We start from the raw sequence: 20,558 nt of genomic DNA, 5'->3' as shown, positions 1-20,558 counted from the left end.
TAGCCCGATAACCTTGCAGGGATTGCTGAATGAACACTATCCGTACCTGTTTCCTCCTGATGCTGCTGACCGTGATGACAGCCGGTTTAACCGCCGTTCCGGCTATTGCCCGACCCGATATGCGTCCGCTGGGCAAGAACATCGCCGACACAGGCTCCGCCTGGTATCGCTTCCAGAGTAAAAAGTTTGTCTCACAGGATGGGGAACGGCACTATCGGGTGTGGCTTGCTATCCCCAAAAGCGATGCGCCGCCAGGCGGCTATCCGGTGCTCTGGCTACTGGATGGCAATGCGGCGATGGCACATTTGACAGAACCTCTGCTTAAAAAGCTGAGCAGCGGCACGCCGCCAGTGCTGGTCGCGGTGGGTTACGACACCCATTTGCCCTTTGATGTGGTGGCGCGTAATTACGACTACACCCCACCCAATGATGCGCCTGATACTCTGGTCACTCAGCCTCATGGCCGCAAAGGCGGAGGCAGCCATCAGTTTCGTCAGCTGCTGCTGAACACAATTGTCCCGTGGGCAGAACGCCTTGCGCCCAGTAATCCGCAGCGGCGTGCGCTCTGGGGGCACTCCTACGGCGGACTGTTCGTGCTGGATACCTTCTTTCATGCCGCCTGGTTCAGCCATTATTTTGCGGCCGCTCCCTCGCTGAGCTGGAATCATCAGCGCATTCTTACCCTGGCCCGACGCGCCGACGCCGGACCGCTTAAACATTTGTCGCTCTATCTGATGGAGGGCGATGACATCACCGAACGCCGAACCGGCCACTCTGACGCTCTTCAGCAGGAAGAGCGTGCGCTTACCGACATCCTGCGCCCGAGCGGTGCCAGACTGATTCTGACGCGTTATCCCGGTCAGAGTCACGGCCAGATATTACCCTCATCGCTGGTGGATACGCTGGAAATAGTTTCCGGTAGCCGGGATTGATATCTGACCGGGCATCGCGGCATGATGGCGTTTCATCACCTGCCCGGAGTTCACGCATGAATCGTCCGCTACAGATTGGTCTTTTGCTGTTCCCTGATGTCACTCAGCTCGACTTAACCGGCCCGTGGGAGGTGTTTGCGCGCACGCCTGGTGTCGAGTGCCATCTCATCTGGAAAGATCGCCAGCCGGTGCGTTCCGATCGCGGCCTGTCGATATTGCCGACTACTACGTTTGCAGATTGCCCGCCACTGGATGTGATCTGTGTGCCTGGCGGGCCAGGACAGATTGCCCTGATGTCGGATGACGTCACGCTGAATTTCCTTCGCCAGCAGGCCGATCAGGCGAAGTGGGTTACGTCGGTCTGTACCGGTTCGCTGGTGCTGGGGGCCGCCGGATTGCTAAAGGGATATTGTGCTACCTCGCACTGGAGTTCCATCGATCAGCTGGCACTGCTGGGCGCGGAGCCGGTCAGTGAGCGGGTGGTGCGCGACCGCAATCGTATCAGCGGCGCAGGCGTGACCTCTGGCATCGATTTTGCCCTGACGCTGGTGGCCGAAATTGCGGGTGACGCGGTGGCGAAAGCGGTTCAGCTGCAGATGGAATATGATCCCGAACCGCCGTTTACCAGCGGTTCACCGCATACCGCACCGCCACAGGAAGTGGAGCAGGCACGGGCTAAAATGGCTGAGTTTCTTGCCACTCGTCGCGCGGCAACCGAACGAGCCGCCCTGCGACTACAGGCTGATTAGCTTACTGACGCCGGGGATGCGCAACAGCAGCAGTGACAGCGCCATTGAGAAGATTAACGTCAGGGCGATGACCAGCAGTTTATCGCCCAGCGTCTGGATGCGGATTGCCGCCGCCAGCAGGCCAAAAATCAGATAGTGCAGGATATAGACGCCGGTCATGGTCTTCCCCAGGGTCGTCAGAAACGGCGTCAGCCACTGGACTTTTTCCGGCAGGCGAATGGCGTTAATGCTGATCACAATCAGCACCACCAGCAGATAAACCTGCGAGCCCGTCAGCACCACATCGTTATGGGTCGCCAGAAAGCGCGCAAGAAAGTAATGACGCTCATACAGCCAGGTAAAGAGATAAACCGCGGGCAGCAGCAGCAGGCTGATCTTTATCACTCTGGGTGATGTCAGCAATTGCATCACGCGCGGCGCGGCCATCAGCCGACCTGTGAGGTAGTAGAGCACCCAGGTCCAGATTCGGTATTGCGGCAGCAGCGAAAAGGCCCGCTGGCCCGGGTAGAGGCTGGCGAGCAGGTCATAGGCAAAAGCTAACACCAGCAGCAGTAAAATCCCCGATGCCATCAGCCCAGGCCGCTGAATGAGTCGGTCAATCAGCGGATGCGACACATAAATCACAATCAGCGCAATTACAAACCACGGCTGAATCAGATAGCCCTTATGATGCATCCCGGCAAACCAGAAAAAGCTGAACCAGAAGATAAAAATCAGCAGAATGCGGCGAATTTTGCCGAGCTGCCACGCGGGCGTATGCAGCTCACCGGCGTCGATATAACCGCTGAGCAGAAAATAGAGCGGCGTGGCGATCGTCGAAACAAAACTCAGCACGTTCAGCGTCAGATTAATGTCGTAATGGTAGCTATCGTAGCTCTGGTAAAGCGTGAAAAACGAGACGGCGGTGATACAGGCCAGCGTCTTCAGCATTGCCAGTCCGCTCTTATTCACCGCGCGCCTCCCGGCCATGGAAGCAACGATAGATGACCGGCAGCACCAGCAGGGTCAATACTGTCGCGAACCCGAGTCCAAAAATAATGACCACCGCCATGCTCTGGAAAAAGACGTCGCGCAGCAGCGGCAGCAGGCCCAGCACCGTGGTGAAGGCGGTCAGCAGAATAGGACGCAGACGTGAGGTCGCCGCATCAATAATTGCCAGCTGCAGCGATTTCTCCTGCCGGAACAGCCTGATCTCCTCAATCAGCACGATCCCGTTACGGATCAGCATGCCCGACAGGCTCAGCAGCCCAATCAGCGCCATAAAGCCAAACGGAATACCGGTGAACAAAAAGCCACAGGTGACGCCAATCAGCGCCAGCGGCACGGTGATCCAGATAGCGACTGCGTCGCGCAGCGAGTTAAACATCAGCACGGTAATGATGAACATCGCCAGGAATCCCACCGGCAGCGAACTCAGCAGCCCGCTCTGTGCTTCACGTGAACTTTCCAGCTCACCTCCCCATTCAAGCCGGTAGCCCGCCGGGAGTTTAAGCTGGTCGATCTGTGGCTGAACCCGCGCCACCACTTGTGCGGAGGTTAACCCTGAAGCGGGATCGGGATCGGTCTGCACCGTCAGCACGCGCGTACGATCGCGGCGCATAATCAGCGGATTCTCCCACTCCAGCCGGAAGTCGGAAATCACATTGCTCAGTGGCACAAAGTGCTGCAGGGCGGCACTCCACAGCTGAATATTCTCGATGTGATCGACACTCTGCCGCTCTTCATCAGCCGGATAGAGCATCACCGGCATCAGCCGCGAACCGTCACGGAAAATGCCCACCGCGTCACCGCTGAAATTCATTCTCAGCGCCTGATCGATGTCACGTTTATCGATACCCAGTTCCTGACCACGCAGCGCCGAATAGACCGGGCGGATCACTTTGCTGCGCTCCTGCCAGTCATTGCGCACCGGAAACGTTGAGCCATCCGCCAGGAAAATGGCATCCAGCTGGCTGCCGATGTGGCGCAGCACTTCGGGATCGGGGCCGATCACCCGCAGGGCAATGGCGCTGTCACTGGCGCTGCCAAACTGGATACGTTTGATGCGCTGATTCACCTGTGGGAAGTTCTGCTCAATATACGCCTCGGTTTTCAGCGCCAGCGCATCAAGCTGTCGGCCATCCTTAACCCGCACCATAATCTGGGCGAAGTTGCTATACTGCCGTGCCGCGTCGTAGGTCAGGGTAAAGCGCAGAGCGCCCTGGCCCACCGTCGTGACCGTGGCTGCGACCTCAGGATCCTGGTTAATGAACCGGGCAATATCCGCCGCCGTATTCGCGGTGTAATGAATATCGGTGCCATAGGGCAGCCAGAGATCGGTGAAAAAGACCGGCGTGCTGGAGGAGGGGAAAAAGTTCTGCTTCACGAGTGTAAAGCCATATAGCGACAGAGCCAGCAGTGCCACCATTACCGTCAGCGTGGTCAGGCGGAAACGCAGCAGGCCGCCCAGCGCCTGACGATAGAGCCGAAATACGATGCCCTGATAAGGCGTGGAGGGTTCGGTTTGCTCAGGCTGAGCCGTGCTGCGGCGCTTCTCACTCCAGTTGATAAACACCGGCGTTAAGGTCAGCGCCGTGACCCAGCTCAGCATCAGTGAAATCAGCAGCACCTGGAACAGCGATTTACAATATTCGCCGGTCGAATCCTGCGACAGGCCAATCGGCGCAAAGGCGAGAATCGCAATCACCGTGGCACCCAGCAGCGGCAGGGCAGTGCGCCGTACCATACGGGCAATGGCCTGCTGTAAAGGGTGACCGCGCTGGTGATCGATTTTGACCCCTTCGACCACCACAATGGCATTGTCCACCAGCATGCTGAGCGAAATAATCAGCGCGCCCAGCGACACCCGCTGCAGCTCAAGTTTAAACAGGTACATGATCAGGAGTGTGCCAAGCACGTTAAGCGCCAGCGAGGCGGCAATCACCATGCCGCTGCGCAGGCCCATAAACAGCAGCAGCGTTCCCACCACAATCGCCAGCGCCATCAGGAAGTTGAGGATAAAGCCATCAACCGACTGTTTCACCTCATGGGCCTGGTTATAGAACACCTTCAGACTGATACCGGCGGGCGTATCCTGCTGGTAGTGCGCCATTCGGGCGGAAAGCGCGTCGCCAACATCAATCACATTGACGCCGGGCGCGAACGAAATGCCGATAGCCAGAGCCGCTTCACCGTCTGCAAAGTAGATATTGGCGGGATTGTCGGTAACGCCACGCGTCAGGGTGGCGATATCGCGCAGATGCACGTTCTGTGGGTTGCCAGCGGGCAGAATCGGCAGATTAGCCAGATCGTCCAGCGTCTGCAGTTCGCCGGTGGGATGAAAACGGATCGATTCGCTGTCGACCCGCAGCGTTCCGGCACTGGCAACGCTGTTATTCCGGCTCAGCAGATCGGCGACGCGCTGCGGCGTCATACCATAGGCGGTCATTTTGCTGGCGGAGAGAGCGATGCGGATCTCCTCCTGCTCGACGCCCGCTACCGCAACTTTAGCCACACCCGGCACCAGCACCAGATCGCGCCGCAGCTGATCGGCATAGTTGCGCAGTTCGCTGTTCGTAAAGTCTTTACCGTGGATGACGAAGAAGTAACCGTAAACATCGCCGAAATCATCGTTAACCAGCGGGGCCTGAACGCCAGGCGGGAACTGCCGGGCCGCATCGCCGACCCGACGACGTAACTCATCCCAGATTTGCGGCAGCTGATCGGCCAGATAGCGGGTATGAATATTAACGGTAATCTGCGACAGGCCATTGCCAGAAATGGACGTGACATTGTCCAGCGACGGCAGGCGCTGCAGCGCATTCTCCAGCGGCAGCGTTACCTCCTCTTCAACCTGCTGTGCGGACGCGCCGGGATAGTGGGTGACAATAACCGCAGACTTAATGGTAAACAGCGGATCTTCAAGGCGGCCAATGTTGAGCAGCGCATAGATGCCGCCCACGCCCAGCAGCAGAATGACCATCCAGATGCGAATGGGTTTATCAAGAAAATGCTCCTGAATACGCATTATAACCCCCGCTCGCGCTGCCAGATGCGCACCGCTTCACCGTCACGCAACTCACCCACTCCGGCGGCAACGATACGGTCGCCCGGCTTCAGCCCGCTGATGATTTCTATGCCCTGGGCGGTGAGACGGCCCACTTCGACAGGTCGATCTTTGATGCGCAGCGCCTCGCCATCCTGCTCAACCAGCCAGACGTGCGGTTGATTAGTGGGGCTGCGATCGGGATTGAACACCGCCGCCGCAGGCACGACCAGACGCGGCTGGGCAGGGGCATTCGGCAGGTTATGCAGCCTGACGCGCACCGAACCGCTGAGGCCGGCAACGCCAGGGAGATCAGCCGGACGCGGCATGGTCAGCACCACCTGATAGGTCAGCGTGGCGGCATCCGTCTGGCTGGTATGCTCTTTATATTGTGCGGTGAAAAAGCGGCCTGGCAGGGCGTTAAACTGCACCTCAGGCTGATAGTCAATATTCTGGATATCGAGGCTGGTGAAGAGGGTTTCGGGCAGCGTAAAGATGACGTCGAGCAGATCGGCACGGGTCAGCAGCGCAATGGGCTGTCCGGCGGCCACGACCTGATGATTACGCGCCTGTACCCTTGCAATCACGCCATCAAACGGCGCGCGAAGGCTAAGAAACTGTAACTCCTCCTGTGCGATTTTCAGCGCAGTCGCGGCGGCATCGCGATTAGCACGCTGCACATCCATTTCAGACTTTGAAACGGCGCTGCGCTGGGCCAGCGTATTGAAGCGCTGAAATTGTCGCTCCGCCAGTTGCAGTGCAGTCTGGCGGTCGCGTACCCGTAGTTTCGCATCTGCATCATTCAGGGTAGCGAGAAGCTGTCCCGCTTTCACGGGCGTTCCGTCACGAATATCAAGCTGTACCAGCTGGCCTGCCCGTTTAAAGGCAAGATCGGTATTATCACCCGCCTGAATACGCGCAGGAAATACCCGGATATTTTGAGCGATGTCCGACTCAAGGGTGAAAACTTTAATTACGCGGGGCGGGGGAGCATCCGGTTCTTTTTTTTCATCGCACGCTGTCATAAAAAAACAACAGAGCAAAATGAGGATAACCTTGCGTTTAATCATTTTCTTCGCCTTAACATCAGCTTTTAAACTGCGGTTTGATAAGCATTAAGGCGTAATAAACCCTGATGCTTATCGCGACCGGGATAAACTTATTTTTAATCTTCGTCATATAAGTTTAACGAAGCGGCAGGGCCGCTTCGCCTGAATCGGCTTACGCCGCCATCTGAGAGACCGCCAGCCAGGTCAGTAAGCCCACCAGAGTCGTTGCGGCGACCGCGAGAATAACGAAACCGCAAAGCATGATAATGCTCTGTTTTTTCATCAGAGTTTCCTTTTGCGAGCCAGAGTATAAACCGATGCACACTGCATCAGCATACTTAAACCTTAGCTAAACAAAAACAACGTTGTCATTCTCATAATATAGGTTAGATTTAATTTAGCCATTTTATGTTATTCGTCAGACGTTTCTTACGTAAATATGATATCGGTCATTACCTGCAGGAGGGGCTGCCTGCAAAATGCATGTCTTTTAATTGCGCCTTTATTTCATCGCTAAATGGCACGAGGTTTATATATGCTAAATAATGATAAGCAGGATAAAGCGTTAGCTTTATCTGAGCGCCCCTGGTATCAGCGTAGTGTGGCAGAGATATTCTCCGAACTGCAGAGCTCATCAGCAGGATTATCCACCGCCACTGCGCAGGAACGCCTGCAGAAACACGGTCCCAATGCCCTTCCGCAAAAAGCTGAGAAATCGGCTCTGCTCAAATTCATCGCGCATTTTAAAGATGTGCTGATCTATATTCTGCTGGCCGCGGCGGTGATCACCGCGATCATGGGTCACTGGGTCGATACCTTTGTCATTATCGGCGTGGCCGTCATTAACGCCCTGATCGGCTTTATTCAGGAGAATAATGCCGAGAAGTCACTGAAAAGTATTCAGAACATGCTCGCCAGTGAAGCGATGCTGGTGCGGGATGGCAAACAGGTCACGGTCGCGACGCGCGATATTGTGGTTGGTGATGTGGTGATGTTACGCCCGGGCGATAAAATCCCGGCTGATCTGCGACTGTTTGAGGTCAATAATCTTCGGGTTGAAGAGGCGATTCTCACCGGGGAGTCGACGGTGGTGTCGAAGAACACCGATACGCTGAGCGGTGAAAAATCGCTGGGCGACCGTCTGAACCTGGCTTTTTCAGGCACTACCGTCAGTTCCGGCACCGCCGCAGGCGTGGTGATCGCCAGCGGCGGTGATACTGAGCTGGGCCATATCAACGAAATGATCAGCGGCATAAAAGAGGTTAAAACCCCGCTGCTGGTGCAGATCGACAAACTCGGTAAAGCGATCTTTTTCATCATCCTGCTGATGATGGTCGCCCTGTTTATCTTCGGCTATCTGCTGCGTGACATTCCACTGGGCGAGTTGTCGCTGTCCGTCATCAGCCTGGCGGTTGCTGCGGTTCCGGAAGGTCTGCCTGCCATTATCTCTATCATCCTGTCGCTGGGCGTGCAGTCGATGGCACGCACCCAGGCGATTATCCGTAAGCTGCCGACTGTTGAAACACTAGGCGCGATGTCGGTGATCTGCTCCGATAAAACCGGCACGCTCACCATGAATGAGATGACGGTGAAAGCGGTGGTGCTCGCGAAGAGCCGCTGGCGTGTCAGCGGAAACAGCTATGAACCCAAAGGGGAGATTGTTGCTGAGCAGGGCGACGCAAGTGGACTCTCTGCGGCACAGGATCCGCTGTTTCAGCAGTTCCTGCATGCGGTAGACACCTGTAATGAAAGCCAGCTGCGTCAGGAAAGTCAGGGTCACTGGACGATTGTTGGCGGCCCGACTGAAGGCGCGCTGAAGGTGCTGGCGGCGAAGGGCCAGACGACACCTCAGCCGGTTGAGGTGGTGAGCAAGCTGCCGTTCGATTCCCTCTATAAATATATGTCGGTCAGCTGTGTTGCCAACGGCGAATCTTATGTGCTGCTGACCGGTGCGCCAGACGTGCTGCTGACGCTGTGTCAACAGCAGCAAACGCCGGAGGGTGCAGAGCCGATAGACCGTGCGTACTGGGATGCCGCCATCACCACCTACGCCAGCGAAGGGCTGCGCACCGTTGCCGCCGCCTGGAAGAGAACCTCTGCACCCGTTACCGCGCTGGATCATGCCGATCTGAGAAGTGACATGGTGCTGCTGGGTCTGGCCTGTATGATGGATCCCCCCCGTCCCGAAGCGATTGCCGCCATTGACGAGTGCCAGAAAGCGGGCATTCGCGTCAAAATGATCACCGGCGACCATCAGGAAACCGCGATGGCGATCGGTCAGATGCTGGGAATCGGCAACAGCCAGGCTGCTATCACTGGCTACCAGCTTGAACACATGAGCGACGCCGAACTGGCCGATGCGGCAAAAACCTATGACATTTTTGCCCGCACCAGCCCGGAACATAAACTGCGTCTGGTGAAAGCGCTGGAAGCGAGCGGCGAGATCGTTGGCATGACCGGCGACGGCGTCAATGATGCTCCGGCGCTGAAACAGGCCAACGTCGGTATTGCGATGGGTATTAAAGGCACTGAGGTGACAAAAGAGGCGGCCGATATGATTCTGGCCGACGATAACTTTGCCACCATCGCTGCGGCAGTCAAAGAGGGACGTCGGGTCTACGACAATCTCAAGAAAACCATCCTGTTTATCATGCCCACCAACCTGGCGCAGGGTCTGCTGATTATTATCGCGATTCTGATGGGCAATCTGCTGCCGTTAACCCCGGTACAGATTCTGTGGATGAACATGGCAACATCCGCCACGCTGTCGTTTGGTCTGGCGTTCGAGCCTGCTGAAGCCAATGCGATGCGCCGGCCACCGCGCAATGTTAAAGCGCACGTGATGGACGCTTACGCTATCTGGCGCGTGGTGTTTGTCGGTCTGCTGATTTCAATCAGTGCCTTTGTGCTGGAAGCCTGGCTGCAACCGCGTGGCTACAGTGCCGAGTTTATCCGTACCGTGCTGCTGCAGATGCTGGTGACTGCGCAGTGGGCCTACATGCTTAACTGCCGTAACTCTGATGGCTTCTCACTGGATCGCGGTCTGCTGAAAAATCGCGGTATCTGGCTGGTGACGCTGGTACTGATTGTCCTTCAGGCGATCATTATTTATGTGCCATTAATGAACACGCTGTTTGGTACCCGTCCACTGCCGATCAACTACTGGCTGATTTCGCTGATTGTCAGTATCGCGATCTTCATCATAGTTGAGATTGAAAAACGCCTCACCCGCGCATGGCGGGTGAAGACGCCATCACTGAGTTAATTCTGTCTCCGGGTCCTGCTGCGGATTGCTCGCCAGCAGGACCTTTTTAATCAGATAGGTCAGTGGAATAGCCAGTATCCCGCCCGTAATCCCCAGTAACGCCTGCCAGAACAGAAACGCCAGCAACTGCGTGGTCAGCGCCAGATTGAGTCGCTTCCCAATCAGCAATGGTTCGATCACCGAACTCAGGCAGAGGTTCAGCACCACAAAGAAACCTGCTACCGCCAGCGCGATCTGTAAATCAAACATGATGTAACTCTGGATCACCGGCGGAATCGCGGCCAGAAAGGAGCCAAGCACCGGCACGTAATTAAAGATGAACATCAGCACGCCCCAGAAAAAGGCAAACTTCAGCCCGATCAGATGCGCACCGACGCCCACGATTAACCCGCCCAGAATACTGGTCAGCGTTTTTACTCTGGCATACACAATCACGCTCTGAATTCCCTCCTGCAGCGCCAGATAAAAGGCCTGATGTTTTCCCTTTACCCGCTGTTGCAGTGCAGCTTTCAGCAGCGGCATCTCATAGAGCATAAACAGCAGCATCAGGAACACCATGATCCACCATGAGATGACGCCAGGGATTTGCGTCAGAAACGCGGTGACGATGCGCACTATCGCACCCGCATCCACAAAGGTCAGCAACTGGTCGGGCGTCATACCGATATCAAGCCGGGCAAAGGCCAGCGTCAGCTGTTCAAGCCGGGCCGCCAGTAGCACGGGCGCCTGACGGCTGAGCTGCATTAAATCGGGCGTCAGCACGGTTAACTTGAGGATAGTGACCACCATGATCAACAGCATCAGCATAATCACCAGCAGTGACGAGACGATGCGCGGTATGCGTTTGTTTTCCAGACGGGTAATCAGGGGATCAAGCATGATGGCCAGTAACATCGCCAGCAGGACCTGATTGATCAGCGGTGCTGCCAGATAAAGGCCGGTCAGAATAATGGTCAGACAGGCGAGGATAAACAGCACGCGTGCCAGCGGCGGCCAGAGGGTAAACCAGCTCAGTCCCATGATTGGGCTCCTTCAGCAAAGATAAGCTGCAGTATAGATGAGGCTTAAGCTTCAGTGCCTTGCGTCAGGTCAGAGGGGGGGAAGGCTTCTCTCAGGGCATAAGAGACGATCATCGGTGGCTCCTGACCCTTGTTCAACGCATGAAGGCGCGGCTAAAGCTATCCGGATAGTTTATTTACGATCCGGTTTCAGCCGACGATCAAACCGGAACGGAATGGCCTCAGCCTGTTGAACTATCCGGAAGAACTCGGGATGTTCAGGATTTAACAGATAGTTATATTCTACAGGGGAGAGGGCACTGGGAACACGCAACGCAACCGCATCGCAGGCAGAGCACCAGGCGTCTCCATAGTCAGCCAGTTCTGCCGGTGCGTCTTCATCGGCCCAGTTTGCAGGCAACTCAGTGATATCAGCGGTCTGAATCAGCACATCGGGAACATCGATGCGCAGAAGTGTGAAAGCATCCAGGATGTGTGCTGAATGCAGATGGACCAGTGTTTCCAGTAAAGTCAGCGATGCTGTTTCAGAAACATAAACCATGGATATGCCGATGCTGTTCCAGCGGCCGCCCGCCTCTTTTGCGCCAAATCCCGTCCAGGCTGTCGAAAGATACTTTGTCTTGGTCAGCCTGTAGAGAATCAAGAGTAAACTCCGTGCTCCAGGCGCGTGATTAATTTCATGACCTCGTAAGCCCCGGTTTCAGACGCCATCAGTTCTGCGGGCATTTTCCAGCTCAGCGCCCTGTTAGGCTCATTCAACCATTTTAGCGCTTCATCCTTATCACCTTCGAACAGTTCAACTGCGCGATCAATGACACGGATAATACGTACCAGTCGTTCACTTTGTTCAGCGCTGAATTTCGCTTTGACGCTTCGGCTGAACGTCGTGGAGGGAATACCGGACATTTTGCGCAGATCGTTTTGCGTAATCTTCGCCCAGTTGACGATCAGGTGAGCTACGTTGCCATCAAGGCCTTCATTAATCTGGGCAAGCAGGGCGACACCATCAGCGTTGTTCAGGCCTGCGGCCTGCCATAAGCGTGGCGGCCTGGTTTTATTCGCAGAAAAACTGAATGTTTTCATCTGTCACCTCCAATTGGTCATTTAACTATAACCATTTGGTGGGTGGTGGCGCAAATTTCAGGCTCTGATAAATCAGGAAAACCGGTCACTCTGAACCATTCAGAGTCATGTGTCAGAGCAAGTCGCGACTCACACATATTCATGAGTTTCATTCATATCGCGTTATTGATCTGAATAATGTGCAGATTGTCGATCTCATCAGCCAGTTTCTTAAAGAGCGAAATCTGCAATAGCGGGCAGGCAAAGATCAGGATTAATCATCATTGATGAATAAAAGTAATAAGCCCTAGCTAATTACCCTACTTAATCCAATAAATTATTTTACGTTATGATTTTCACACACAACGGCTGAAGGATAACGCCATGCCAACTCTAAAACTCAACAATGGTAGAGAACATCAATATCCTCGTTTTTGAACGCAGTTCTGAGGATATGTTGCAAATTGCGGCGCTTGATTCCGCAACCAGCACATTCTTCTCTCATTCCTATCCGGCGATGATGGAGTGGCTGACTGGCCGCAAACCTGACGTTTAAAACGCAACAGAAGAGGCTTTCAATAATGCAAAAACGCTATCTCGGAAAATCAGGGCTTGAAGTGTCAGCACTCGGTTTGGGCTGTATGGGCCTGAGTCATGGCTATGGTCCGGCGACCGACACCCGTCAGGCTGTTGAGCTGATTCGCGCCGCGGTTGAACGTGGGGTGAAATTTTTCGACACAGCCGAAGTTTATGGCCCATATCTTAATGAAGACGTGGTGGGTGAAGCGTTACAACCCTTACGCGACCGGGTGGTTATCGCTACCAAATTTGGTTTTACCTTTGGTGAGGACAATAAACAGCAGATTTTAAACAGCCGCCCGGAACATATTCGCAAAGCGGTTGAAGGCTCGTTGCATCGTCTGAAAACCGATGTGATTGATTTGCTGTATCAGCACCGCGTCGATCCGGAAGTCCCTATCGAAGATGTTGCGGGAACCGTGAAAGACCTGATTTCAGAAGGTAAGGTCAAACATTTCGGCCTTTCTGAAGCGGGTGCACAAACCATTCGTCGTGCACATGCCGTACAACCTGTTACTGCACTGCAAAGCGAATACTCAATGTGGTGGCGCGAGCCCGAGCAGGAGATCCTGCCATTGCTGGAGGAGTTGGGGATTGGTTTTGTGCCATTCAGTCCATTAGGCAAAGGATTTCTGACGGGCGCGATTAAGTCAGGAACGACGTTTGGCAGTGACGATTTCCGTAGTAAGGTGCCGCGTTTTGCCGCTGAAGCGATTGAAGCCAACGAAAAGCTGGTCACATTACTGGGTGAACTGGCTGCCGGAAAAGGGGTTACGTCTGCACAAATAGCACTGGCATGGTTGCTGGCACAAAAACCGTGGATTGTTCCCATCCCCGGGACTACTAAACTGCACCGGCTGGATGAAAACCTGGGTGCTGCCGACATCACTCTTTCACAGGACGACGTGCGGCAGATAGAAGAGGCGCTTGAAACGATAGAAATCGTCGGCGAGCGTTACTCCCCTGAGCATCAGGCTCGTGTGGGCCGTTAAGATTCAGGCGGGTCTGCATCGAATTGTAGACCCGCTATTCCGGGTGCCGAAGCGCATCTATCATCAGCACAAAAGCGGGCGGATGCTGTTTACGGCTCGGGTAACAGAGATAATAACCGGGAAATGCAGGGCACCAATCCTGCAGAATCTGAATTAGCTTTCCGGATTTTACATGCTCCCTGATCGTATCTTCAGGAACACAGGCAATACCAAAACCCGATAATACGGCATCGATTCTTTCTGACAGAAAATTAAACGTGACCTGTCCTTCAACTCTGACACGTAACGATTTTCCTTCCTTCTCAAACTTCCAATGATAAAAGTTTTAATTTCGGCCATACGAGAGTTTGAGCTGCATGCTCCCCTGCGGATAAGCGGATATTGCCAGAGGGCGTTCCATTAAGTTGAACCAGAGTTTCCAGCTCCTGCTCAAGATCGGCAATACGTGGCTCAGATGGGCCTGATTAGATAACGCGAGATTAAAACGGCGTGCCTGACGTGCCGAACATGTCTGGGCCTATGCCTTTCACACGCCGTCGATACGGAGTTTTATCTGAGAAGGTCATGGTGAGGGGCGGGTTCCATTTCCAGGCGAGCCCCAGGCATAAGAAAGCCTTTATCTGGCGGACAGATCAGTCTATTTTAAAGGAAATGATCATTCTCTAATGGTGTTTGCGATGAACGATAACCGTTATAAAGAGCGGGGACGACCGCGGGCGTTTGATGCCGATGCGGCACTGGACAGCGCAATGCTGGTATTCCGGCAAAAGGGCTATCACGCCACCTCGATCGGCGATTTGGGCCAGGCTATGCAGCTCACTACCGGCAGCATCTATAAAGCTTTTACCGACAAGCGCACGCTGTTTGCAAACGTCTTTGCTCGCTATCTCTCAATGCGTAACAGCAGTTTAGCTGCGCGGCTGGCGCAATGTGAAAATGGCCGTGAGCAACTGGCGGCGCTACTCAATTTTTATGTGGATTCAGTGCGCGATGTCGAAGGTGAGCGCGGCTGTCTGGTGGCTGTCAGCGCCTTAGAGCTGCAAACTCTGGATGAGGAACTTGCCGGAGCCGTCAGCGCGGCGCTGATACGCAACCAGCAGAATCTGCAGCAGATAATCAGCCTGGGTCAGCAGGATGGTTCGGTCAATCCTGCACTGGACAGAGAGGCCACCGCTTCGCTGATGCTATGCATTGTTCTGGGGATGCGGGTAGCCGGTAAAGTTGCTGCTACCCGGCCCGATGCCAGCATCATCCCCCTGGCGCTAAAGATACTCGACTAAATTTTTTACACATTAAGGAATCGATCGTTTCCTTATTATCCGGAGGTTATATGCGCGTATATCCACTCTACCAGCACCACTTTATTAACATTGACTCGCAGCGGCTGCACTACCTCAACGCAGGCAGTGAACACGCTGAGGCTGTGGTTCTGCTCGCGGGTTTCCCGCAAAGCAGTTATGCCTGGCGGGAGGTTATTCCCTTGCTTGCCAGCCGCTTTCATGTGATCGCAACCGACCTGCCAGGGCAGGGTGATTCTGACTTTCCAGCCAGTGGTTACGACACTGACAGCGTGGCAGAGCGCATACTGGCGCTGCTGAACCAGCTGGGTATCGAACGCTTTCATCTGGCCGGGCATGATATCGGGGCGTGGGTCGCCTGGTCACTGGCGGCAGGCCATCCCGAAAAGGTTAGCCGTCTCGCGCTGCTGGATGGCGGTATTCCCGGTATCACGCTGCCTGACTTAATGCCAATGGTGGGTGATAGCGCCTGGAAAACCTGGCATTTTGGATTTCACTGTGTGGATGATTTACCGGAAGCGCTGATCACTGGCAGAGAGGCGATCTACCTCGACTGGTTTTTTAACCGTAAGTCAGCCAATCCACATCGCATAGATGCGGCGGCCCGTCATGAATATTTGCGCGTTTTTCAGCAGCCCGGGGCCCTGCGGGCCGGACTGGCTTTTTACCGCGCTTTCGCACAGTCGGCAGAGCAGAATCGACAGCGCGCGTTAAAAGGCAAACTGGCTTTACCGCTGCTGGCTGTCAGTGCCGACCAGGGATCGATACCCGATATGGCCACCCCGCTGCGCACCGTAGCGCATCAGGTAAGCAGTGAAACTGTTCTCAACTGCGGTCATTTTATTCCCGACGAACAACCCGAGAAATTAGCGGAAATACTGGCAGACTTCTTTATTCCCTCTCCGGATAAAAGCGAAATATCACCTCAGTGACAGTAGTGAAAGTAATGTCGTGTGGCGGATTATTAATATTATTGCTGATCCGCTGTTATCTCATACAGGTTTCCAATAAATAACACTATCTTATTGATTTTTAAGTATGTAGAGCAGGCTGTTGCGCGTTGCTTTCTGTCGCGTGCTGTGAATAAATAAACGGTCATCAACGTCCGCCATCAGGATGAGATTAAAATAGCGGTCGGCAACAGAGTGCCGATCGCATATTGCCGGGGCTGCTATGAATCAGGAAAAAGCACGACTGGCCGGGGAAATAAAAGCCAGAGTTAATGAACTTGAATCGCAGTTAGTGGCGATTCGACGTGATATCCATGCGCATCCGGAACTAGGCTTTGATACGCTGCGCACCGCCAGTCTGGTCACAGAGTATCTGCAGGCGCTGGGACTCAATCCCCGCACCGGCGTTGGCCGCAGCGGTGTTGTGGTGGATATCGACGGCGCAGAGCCGGGTAAGACGCTGCTGTTGCGCGCCGACATGGACGCGCTGCCAATCCATGAGCAGACCGGTCTGCCGTTTGCCAGCCGCTATCCCGGAAAAATGCACGCCTGTGGGCATGATATTCACACCGCAACGATGCTGGGTGTCGCAACGATCCTGCCGCACTATCGTCAGCAGCTCAAAGGCCGGGTCCGGCTGATATTCCAGCCCGCGGAAGAGACGCCAGAAAGTGGCGCTGAGGCGATGATTGCGGACGGCGCGGCAGATGGCATCGACTGGGCCGTGACCCTGCATAACAAGCCTGAACTGGCTGCGGGGGAAGTCGCCCTGACGCGCGGGGCCAGCACTGCCTCCAGCGATGAATTCGACGTTACGGTGCATGGCGTATCGACCCACGCGGCACGTCCGCACATGGGCACCGATCCGATCATCGCTACCGTGCATCTCATCAGCCAGCTACAGACCCTCATCTCGCGTGAACGCGATCCCGCTCACTCCGCCGTATTGACCATCGGGCACATTCAGGGTGGTACCACCCACAATATCATTCCCGATAGCTGCCTGTTTCAGGGCACCATCCGTACTAAGTCGCCGGAAGTACGCGCTGCTATGGAAACCTCGTTTAAACGGATGTGCGAAGGGGTGGCGCTGGCGCAAAACGTGCGGGTGGAGGTTAACTTCCAGCGTGGCGTGCCGCCTCTGATGAATGACGATCGCCTGATCGATTCACTGGAACAGATTCTGTCGCATCAGTTTGATAAGCCCATCATCGCGCAGCCCAGCGCCAGCTTTGGAGCCGAAGATTTTTCACTGTTCACGGAACGGGTACCGGGCTGCCAGATTCATATTGGATCGGCCACGCCGGGCCGTGACGATCACCTGCATAACTCCGACTATCAGCCGGACGAACGCAGCATTACCGCCGGGACGCAGGCGCTGACCCGCCTTGCAATTGATTTACTCTCTTAATAATAAATAAATGAGGTTTATATGATGATGCGTAACCGCCTGTTTACGGCTTCTCTGACCGTGGCGCTGCTCGCCACTTCCGCGTTCAGCCAGGCGAAAGATTTCGGCACCCTGAAGTTTGCGACTGAAGCGGCTTATCCTCCGTTCAACCAGACCACACCGAGCGGCAAAATCGTCGGTTATGAGCCGGATATGGTGGCGGAGCTGGCTAAACGTGCTGGCTTCAAATATGAAATCATCGCCCAGAAATGGTCGGGCATGATCCCAGGTCTTATCGACGGTAAATATGATGCGGTGATCGATGCGGTGACCGTAACGCCAAAACGTGCTGAAGCGATCGATTTTACCCATCAGTACACCGTCAGCGTCTCCAGCTTTGTGACTGCGAAAAAAAGCCCGCTGGCCACGCTGCCAGGCAGCGGCACGATTGTGACGGCGGATGATGACGCCGGCATGAAAAAAGCGATCGACGATCTGAAAACCACCTTCAAAGGGAAAACCATCGCGGTGCAGGTCGCCACCATTCAGGCGGATTTCCTGCAGAAATACCTGGGCGACGTTGCCACTATCCGCACCTATCAGGCGGGTCCTGAAACCTTCGCCGACCTGATGAATGGCCGGGTGGATGCCGTCATGGCGTCTCGTACCAACCTCAACGCCTTTGTGAAAAAACATGCTGAGGCGATCAGCAGCAGCGGCTATGGCTTCTCCGGTGGCGTGCTGGGCGCAGGCTCGGCGATTGGTCTGCGTAAAGGCAACAGTGAGCTGCAGCAGGTGTTGAATCAGGCGCTGGACTCCATGATCAAAGATGGGACGCTGAGCAAACTGTCGATCAAATGGTTTGGCGAAGATGTCGCGCCGAAAGCGTAACCGCTGATGCTGATGAATATTGACTGGCAGATACTGGGCTTCGGGGATGAGGGCTGGGGTGGCGTGCTGCTTAATGCCGCCGCCGTCACCGTCAGCGTGTCGTTATGCGCCTGGCTGCTGGGTGCGTTGCTGGGCAGCGTGCTCTGCTGGATGCAGATTGCCGGTTCACGCTGGCAGCAGCGACTGGCGGCAGGCTATATCACACTGTTTCGCGGCGTGCCGGAACTGCTGGTGATCTACCTCTTCTACTTCGGTGGACGACAGGTGGTCTCCACCGTGGGCACCGCGCTGGGCTTCCAGGGACCGTTTGATGTGAACGGCTTTGTGGCGGGTGCGATTGCCATCGGGCTGATCTCCGGTGCCTATCAGAGCGGGGTATTCCGTGGCGCCTTCTACGCCATTCCCGGCGGAACGCTGGAAGCGGCGACCGTGACCGGCATGGGACGGCTGATGATGTTTCGCCGCATTATCGTGCCGCAGGCGTTACGCACCGCGCTGCCCGGCATGGGCAACCAGTGGCAATCGGTGATTAAAGAGTCGGCGCTGGTCTCGGTAACCGGGTTGGTGGAAACGATGAACCAGGTCTCCACCGCAGCCAACTCCACCCAGATGTCCTTTTTCTTCTACAGCGTGGGGGCGGTGATCTACCTGATTATCACCACCTGTTCCGATATGGTTTTCCGCTACGTGGAAAAGTTTGCGATGCGCGGTCAACAGCGCGTGAAGGGGTAAGGAGACCACGTGGATATCATATTTTTACAGCAGACGCTGCTGGCGCTGCTGAAAGGATTGCCGCTGACCATCAACCTGGCGCTGCTCTCACTCTTTGGCGGCGGCGTGCTGGCGCTGCTGCTTAACCTGCTGCGCATGACGCGTGTCGGCAGCGTTTTCTGTCGCTTCTACGTCTGGCTATTTCGCGGTACGCCACTGCTGATCCAGATCTTTATGGTCTATTACGGCCTTGGCAGTTTACCGGCGGTGCGGGAAAGCCTGTTCTGGCCGCTGCTGCGCGATCCCTACTGGTGCGGCTTGCTGGCGCTGATACTGAATGATGCCGCCTACACCTCGGAGATCCTGCGCGGCGGGCTGCGTGCCGTCAGTCAGCAGTCGCTGGAAGCCGCTAAAGTCTCGGGCATGTCGTCGTATAAGATCTTTACCCGCATCACCTTACCGATTGCGATTCGACAGGCATTGCCGGCCTACAGCAATGAGATCATCTCGATGATCAAAGCAACGTCGCTGGTCAGCACTATCAGCCTGATGGAGATGACCGGCATTGCCGACTCGATAGTCTCTTCCACTTTCCGGGCGCTGGAGGTGTTCCTGAGCGCGGCGGTGATCTACCTGATACTCACCATGCTGGTCAGCAAAGGCGTATCGATGCTGGAACGACGCTTATCACCTTACTATTTTGGAGCACGCTCATGACCGCACCTACCATCATGCTGAGTCATCTCAGAAAGAGTTATGCGGGACACGAAGTGCTGCACGACATCAGCCTGACCGCGCAGGATGGCGATGTGATATCGCTGATTGGTGCCAGTGGGTCGGGCAAAAGTACGCTGTTACGCTGCATCCCGTTTCTTGAAGTACCACAGGCGGGTGAAATTGCGGTAGGCGAGGTGAACGTTACGCTGGATAACGCCGACGAAAAACTGAGCCGCGAGCAGCGCCGTCGCATCAAGCTGATGCGAATGCAGCTCGGCTTTGTATTTCAGAGCTTCAACCTGTGGCCGCATAAAACGGTGATGCAGAACATCATTGAAGCGCCGGTTCATGTGCAGAAGCGCAGCCATAAAGAGGCGATTGAAGAAGCAGAAGCGCTGCTCCATAAAGTGGGACTCTATGCAAAACGCGACGCCTGGCCGTCGCAGCTTTCCGGCGGACAGCAGCAGCGCGTGGCGATTGCACGGGCGCTGGCGCAGCAGCCGAAAGCGATACTGTTCGATGAGCCAACTTCCGCGCTGGATCCGGAGCTGGTGGGCGAAGTATTGCGGGTGATCCGCAGTCTGGCGGAAGAGGGACGTACCATGATTATCGTCACCCATGAAATGGGCTTTGCGCGCGACGTGTCGAACAAAGCGGTGTTTCTGCACCAGGGAATGATTGAGGAGTCCGGTTCGCCGGAGCAGGTGTTTCTCGATCCGATCTCGCCACGCTGCCGCGCCTTTGTGAACAGCCACTTTGAGCGCAATGCAGGCTGAAGCGGCATTCTGATAAGGCTGACGCGCGGAAATTTCATGTTTTGAGATCAGAAAACCCCGGAAGATTTTCCTGATGCCAGTCAGTTAAGCGACAGGTGATAACGCAGTCTGGTGCCGGGCAGGGGCTGGCGGTCCTCGCGCCGCTGCGCGGTTC

At 55.3% G+C, this 20,558-nt stretch carries 17 protein-coding genes and 2 pseudogenes; 12 read left to right on the top strand and 7 right to left on the bottom strand.

Features of this window, described 5'->3' with window-relative positions; translation table 11 throughout:
- The first annotated feature begins 29 nt into the window (after window positions 1-29).
- Together HFD87_RS06395 and HFD87_RS06390 are read left to right on the top strand one after the other, a co-directional pair.
- Window positions 30-932: an alpha/beta hydrolase gene (locus HFD87_RS06395; RefSeq protein ID WP_167423108.1), complete on the top strand. Its 903-nt coding sequence runs from the start codon at window positions 30-32 to the stop codon at window positions 930-932.
- 56 nt (window positions 933-988) lie between these two features.
- Complete coding sequence (locus tag HFD87_RS06390; RefSeq protein WP_167423107.1) at window positions 989-1,681, top strand: DJ-1/PfpI family protein; 693 nt, start codon at window positions 989-991, stop codon at window positions 1,679-1,681.
- Here the strand turns inward: HFD87_RS06390 and HFD87_RS06385 are convergent.
- The 3 genes from HFD87_RS06385 to HFD87_RS06375 are packed head-to-tail and all read right to left on the bottom strand — an operon-like array spanning window position 1,667 to window position 6,775.
- Window positions 1,667-2,632: an acyltransferase family protein gene (locus tag HFD87_RS06385; RefSeq protein WP_010670598.1), complete on the bottom strand. Its 966-nt coding sequence runs from the start codon at window positions 2,630-2,632 to the stop codon at window positions 1,667-1,669. The genes HFD87_RS06390 and HFD87_RS06385 overlap by 15 nt on opposite strands.
- On the bottom strand, window positions 2,625-5,687 hold the full coding sequence (locus tag HFD87_RS06380; protein ID WP_022624583.1) for an efflux RND transporter permease subunit: 3,063 nt from the start codon (window positions 5,685-5,687) through the stop codon (window positions 2,625-2,627). Before HFD87_RS06380 ends, HFD87_RS06385 begins: the two co-directional genes overlap by 8 nt.
- Entirely contained in the window at window positions 5,687-6,775 is a 1,089-nt protein-coding gene (locus HFD87_RS06375; protein WP_033768724.1) for an efflux RND transporter periplasmic adaptor subunit, read from the bottom strand. The genes HFD87_RS06380 and HFD87_RS06375 overlap by 1 nt, the downstream gene beginning before the upstream one ends.
- 514 nt (window positions 6,776-7,289) lie before the next feature.
- Here HFD87_RS06375 and HFD87_RS06370 point away from each other — a divergent pair.
- The gene (locus tag HFD87_RS06370) at window positions 7,290-10,019 is read left to right on the top strand and encodes a cation-transporting P-type ATPase (RefSeq protein WP_010670601.1); all 2,730 of its coding nucleotides are present in this window, start codon (window positions 7,290-7,292) and stop codon (window positions 10,017-10,019) included.
- On the opposite strand, the gene HFD87_RS06365 is transcribed toward HFD87_RS06370, so the two are convergent.
- The 3 genes from HFD87_RS06365 to HFD87_RS06355 form a co-directional block, all read right to left on the bottom strand.
- Entirely contained in the window at window positions 10,008-11,039 is a 1,032-nt protein-coding gene (locus HFD87_RS06365; RefSeq protein WP_167423106.1) for an AI-2E family transporter, read from the bottom strand. The two genes, HFD87_RS06370 and HFD87_RS06365, sit on opposite strands and share 12 nt — an antisense overlap.
- A gap of 171 nt (window positions 11,040-11,210) precedes the next feature.
- Window positions 11,211-11,681, bottom strand: coding sequence for an RES family NAD+ phosphorylase (locus HFD87_RS06360; protein ID WP_045139959.1), 471 nt, complete (start codon window positions 11,679-11,681; stop codon window positions 11,211-11,213).
- On the bottom strand, window positions 11,678-12,121 hold the full coding sequence (locus HFD87_RS06355; RefSeq protein ID WP_167423105.1) for an antitoxin Xre/MbcA/ParS toxin-binding domain-containing protein: 444 nt from the start codon (window positions 12,119-12,121) through the stop codon (window positions 11,678-11,680). Before HFD87_RS06355 ends, HFD87_RS06360 begins: the two co-directional genes overlap by 4 nt.
- A 385-nt stretch (window positions 12,122-12,506) precedes the next feature.
- On the opposite strand from HFD87_RS06355, the pseudogene HFD87_RS06350 reads away from it, so the two are divergent.
- Window positions 12,507-12,656 (top strand): annotated as a pseudogene (locus HFD87_RS06350) (aldo/keto reductase); the annotation flags it as partial.
- 25 nt (window positions 12,657-12,681) lie between these two features.
- Window positions 12,682-13,671, top strand: a complete 990-nt coding sequence (locus tag HFD87_RS06345) for an aldo/keto reductase (protein ID WP_167423104.1) — start codon at window positions 12,682-12,684, stop codon at window positions 13,669-13,671.
- Between the two features lie 34 nt (window positions 13,672-13,705).
- Here the strand turns inward: HFD87_RS06345 and HFD87_RS06340 are convergent.
- A pseudogene (locus HFD87_RS06340) lies at window positions 13,706-14,123 on the bottom strand (LysR substrate-binding domain-containing protein); the annotation flags it as partial.
- 213 nt (window positions 14,124-14,336) lie between these two features.
- Here HFD87_RS06340 and HFD87_RS06335 point away from each other — a divergent pair.
- The 7 genes from HFD87_RS06335 (at window position 14,337) to HFD87_RS06305 (ending at window position 20,404) form a co-directional block, all read left to right on the top strand.
- Window positions 14,337-14,951, top strand: coding sequence for a TetR/AcrR family transcriptional regulator (locus tag HFD87_RS06335; RefSeq protein WP_167423103.1), 615 nt, complete (start codon window positions 14,337-14,339; stop codon window positions 14,949-14,951).
- 50 nt (window positions 14,952-15,001) lie between these two features.
- Window positions 15,002-15,901 carry an alpha/beta fold hydrolase gene (locus tag HFD87_RS06330; RefSeq protein WP_167423102.1) on the top strand — a complete coding sequence of 300 codons (900 nt, stop codon included), beginning with the start codon at window positions 15,002-15,004 and terminating at the stop codon, window positions 15,899-15,901.
- Between the two features lie 241 nt (window positions 15,902-16,142).
- Window positions 16,143-17,330, top strand: coding sequence for a M20 family metallopeptidase (locus HFD87_RS06325; RefSeq protein WP_010246783.1), 1,188 nt, complete (start codon window positions 16,143-16,145; stop codon window positions 17,328-17,330).
- Window positions 17,331-17,351: 21 nt separating this feature from the next.
- Window positions 17,352-18,200, top strand: a complete 849-nt coding sequence (locus HFD87_RS06320) for a transporter substrate-binding domain-containing protein (protein WP_022624593.1) — start codon at window positions 17,352-17,354, stop codon at window positions 18,198-18,200.
- Window positions 18,201-18,206: 6 nt separating this feature from the next.
- Window positions 18,207-18,932: an ABC transporter permease gene (locus HFD87_RS06315; protein WP_010246779.1), complete on the top strand. Its 726-nt coding sequence runs from the start codon at window positions 18,207-18,209 to the stop codon at window positions 18,930-18,932.
- 9 nt (window positions 18,933-18,941) lie between these two features.
- The gene (locus tag HFD87_RS06310) at window positions 18,942-19,628 is read left to right on the top strand and encodes an ABC transporter permease (protein WP_033760892.1); all 687 of its coding nucleotides are present in this window, start codon (window positions 18,942-18,944) and stop codon (window positions 19,626-19,628) included.
- Window positions 19,625-20,404 carry an ABC transporter ATP-binding protein gene (locus HFD87_RS06305; RefSeq protein ID WP_010246775.1) on the top strand — a complete coding sequence of 260 codons (780 nt, stop codon included), beginning with the start codon at window positions 19,625-19,627 and terminating at the stop codon, window positions 20,402-20,404. Before HFD87_RS06310 ends, HFD87_RS06305 begins: the two co-directional genes overlap by 4 nt.
- Window positions 20,405-20,558: the final 154 nt, after the last annotated feature.

The organism is Pantoea sp. EKM21T, assembly GCF_011800405.1.
Lineage (GTDB): Bacteria > Pseudomonadota > Gammaproteobacteria > Enterobacterales > Enterobacteriaceae > Pantoea > Pantoea agglomerans.
Note: the sequence above shows the minus strand (reverse complement) of the source record. Positions and strands in the feature narration are given on the sequence as shown.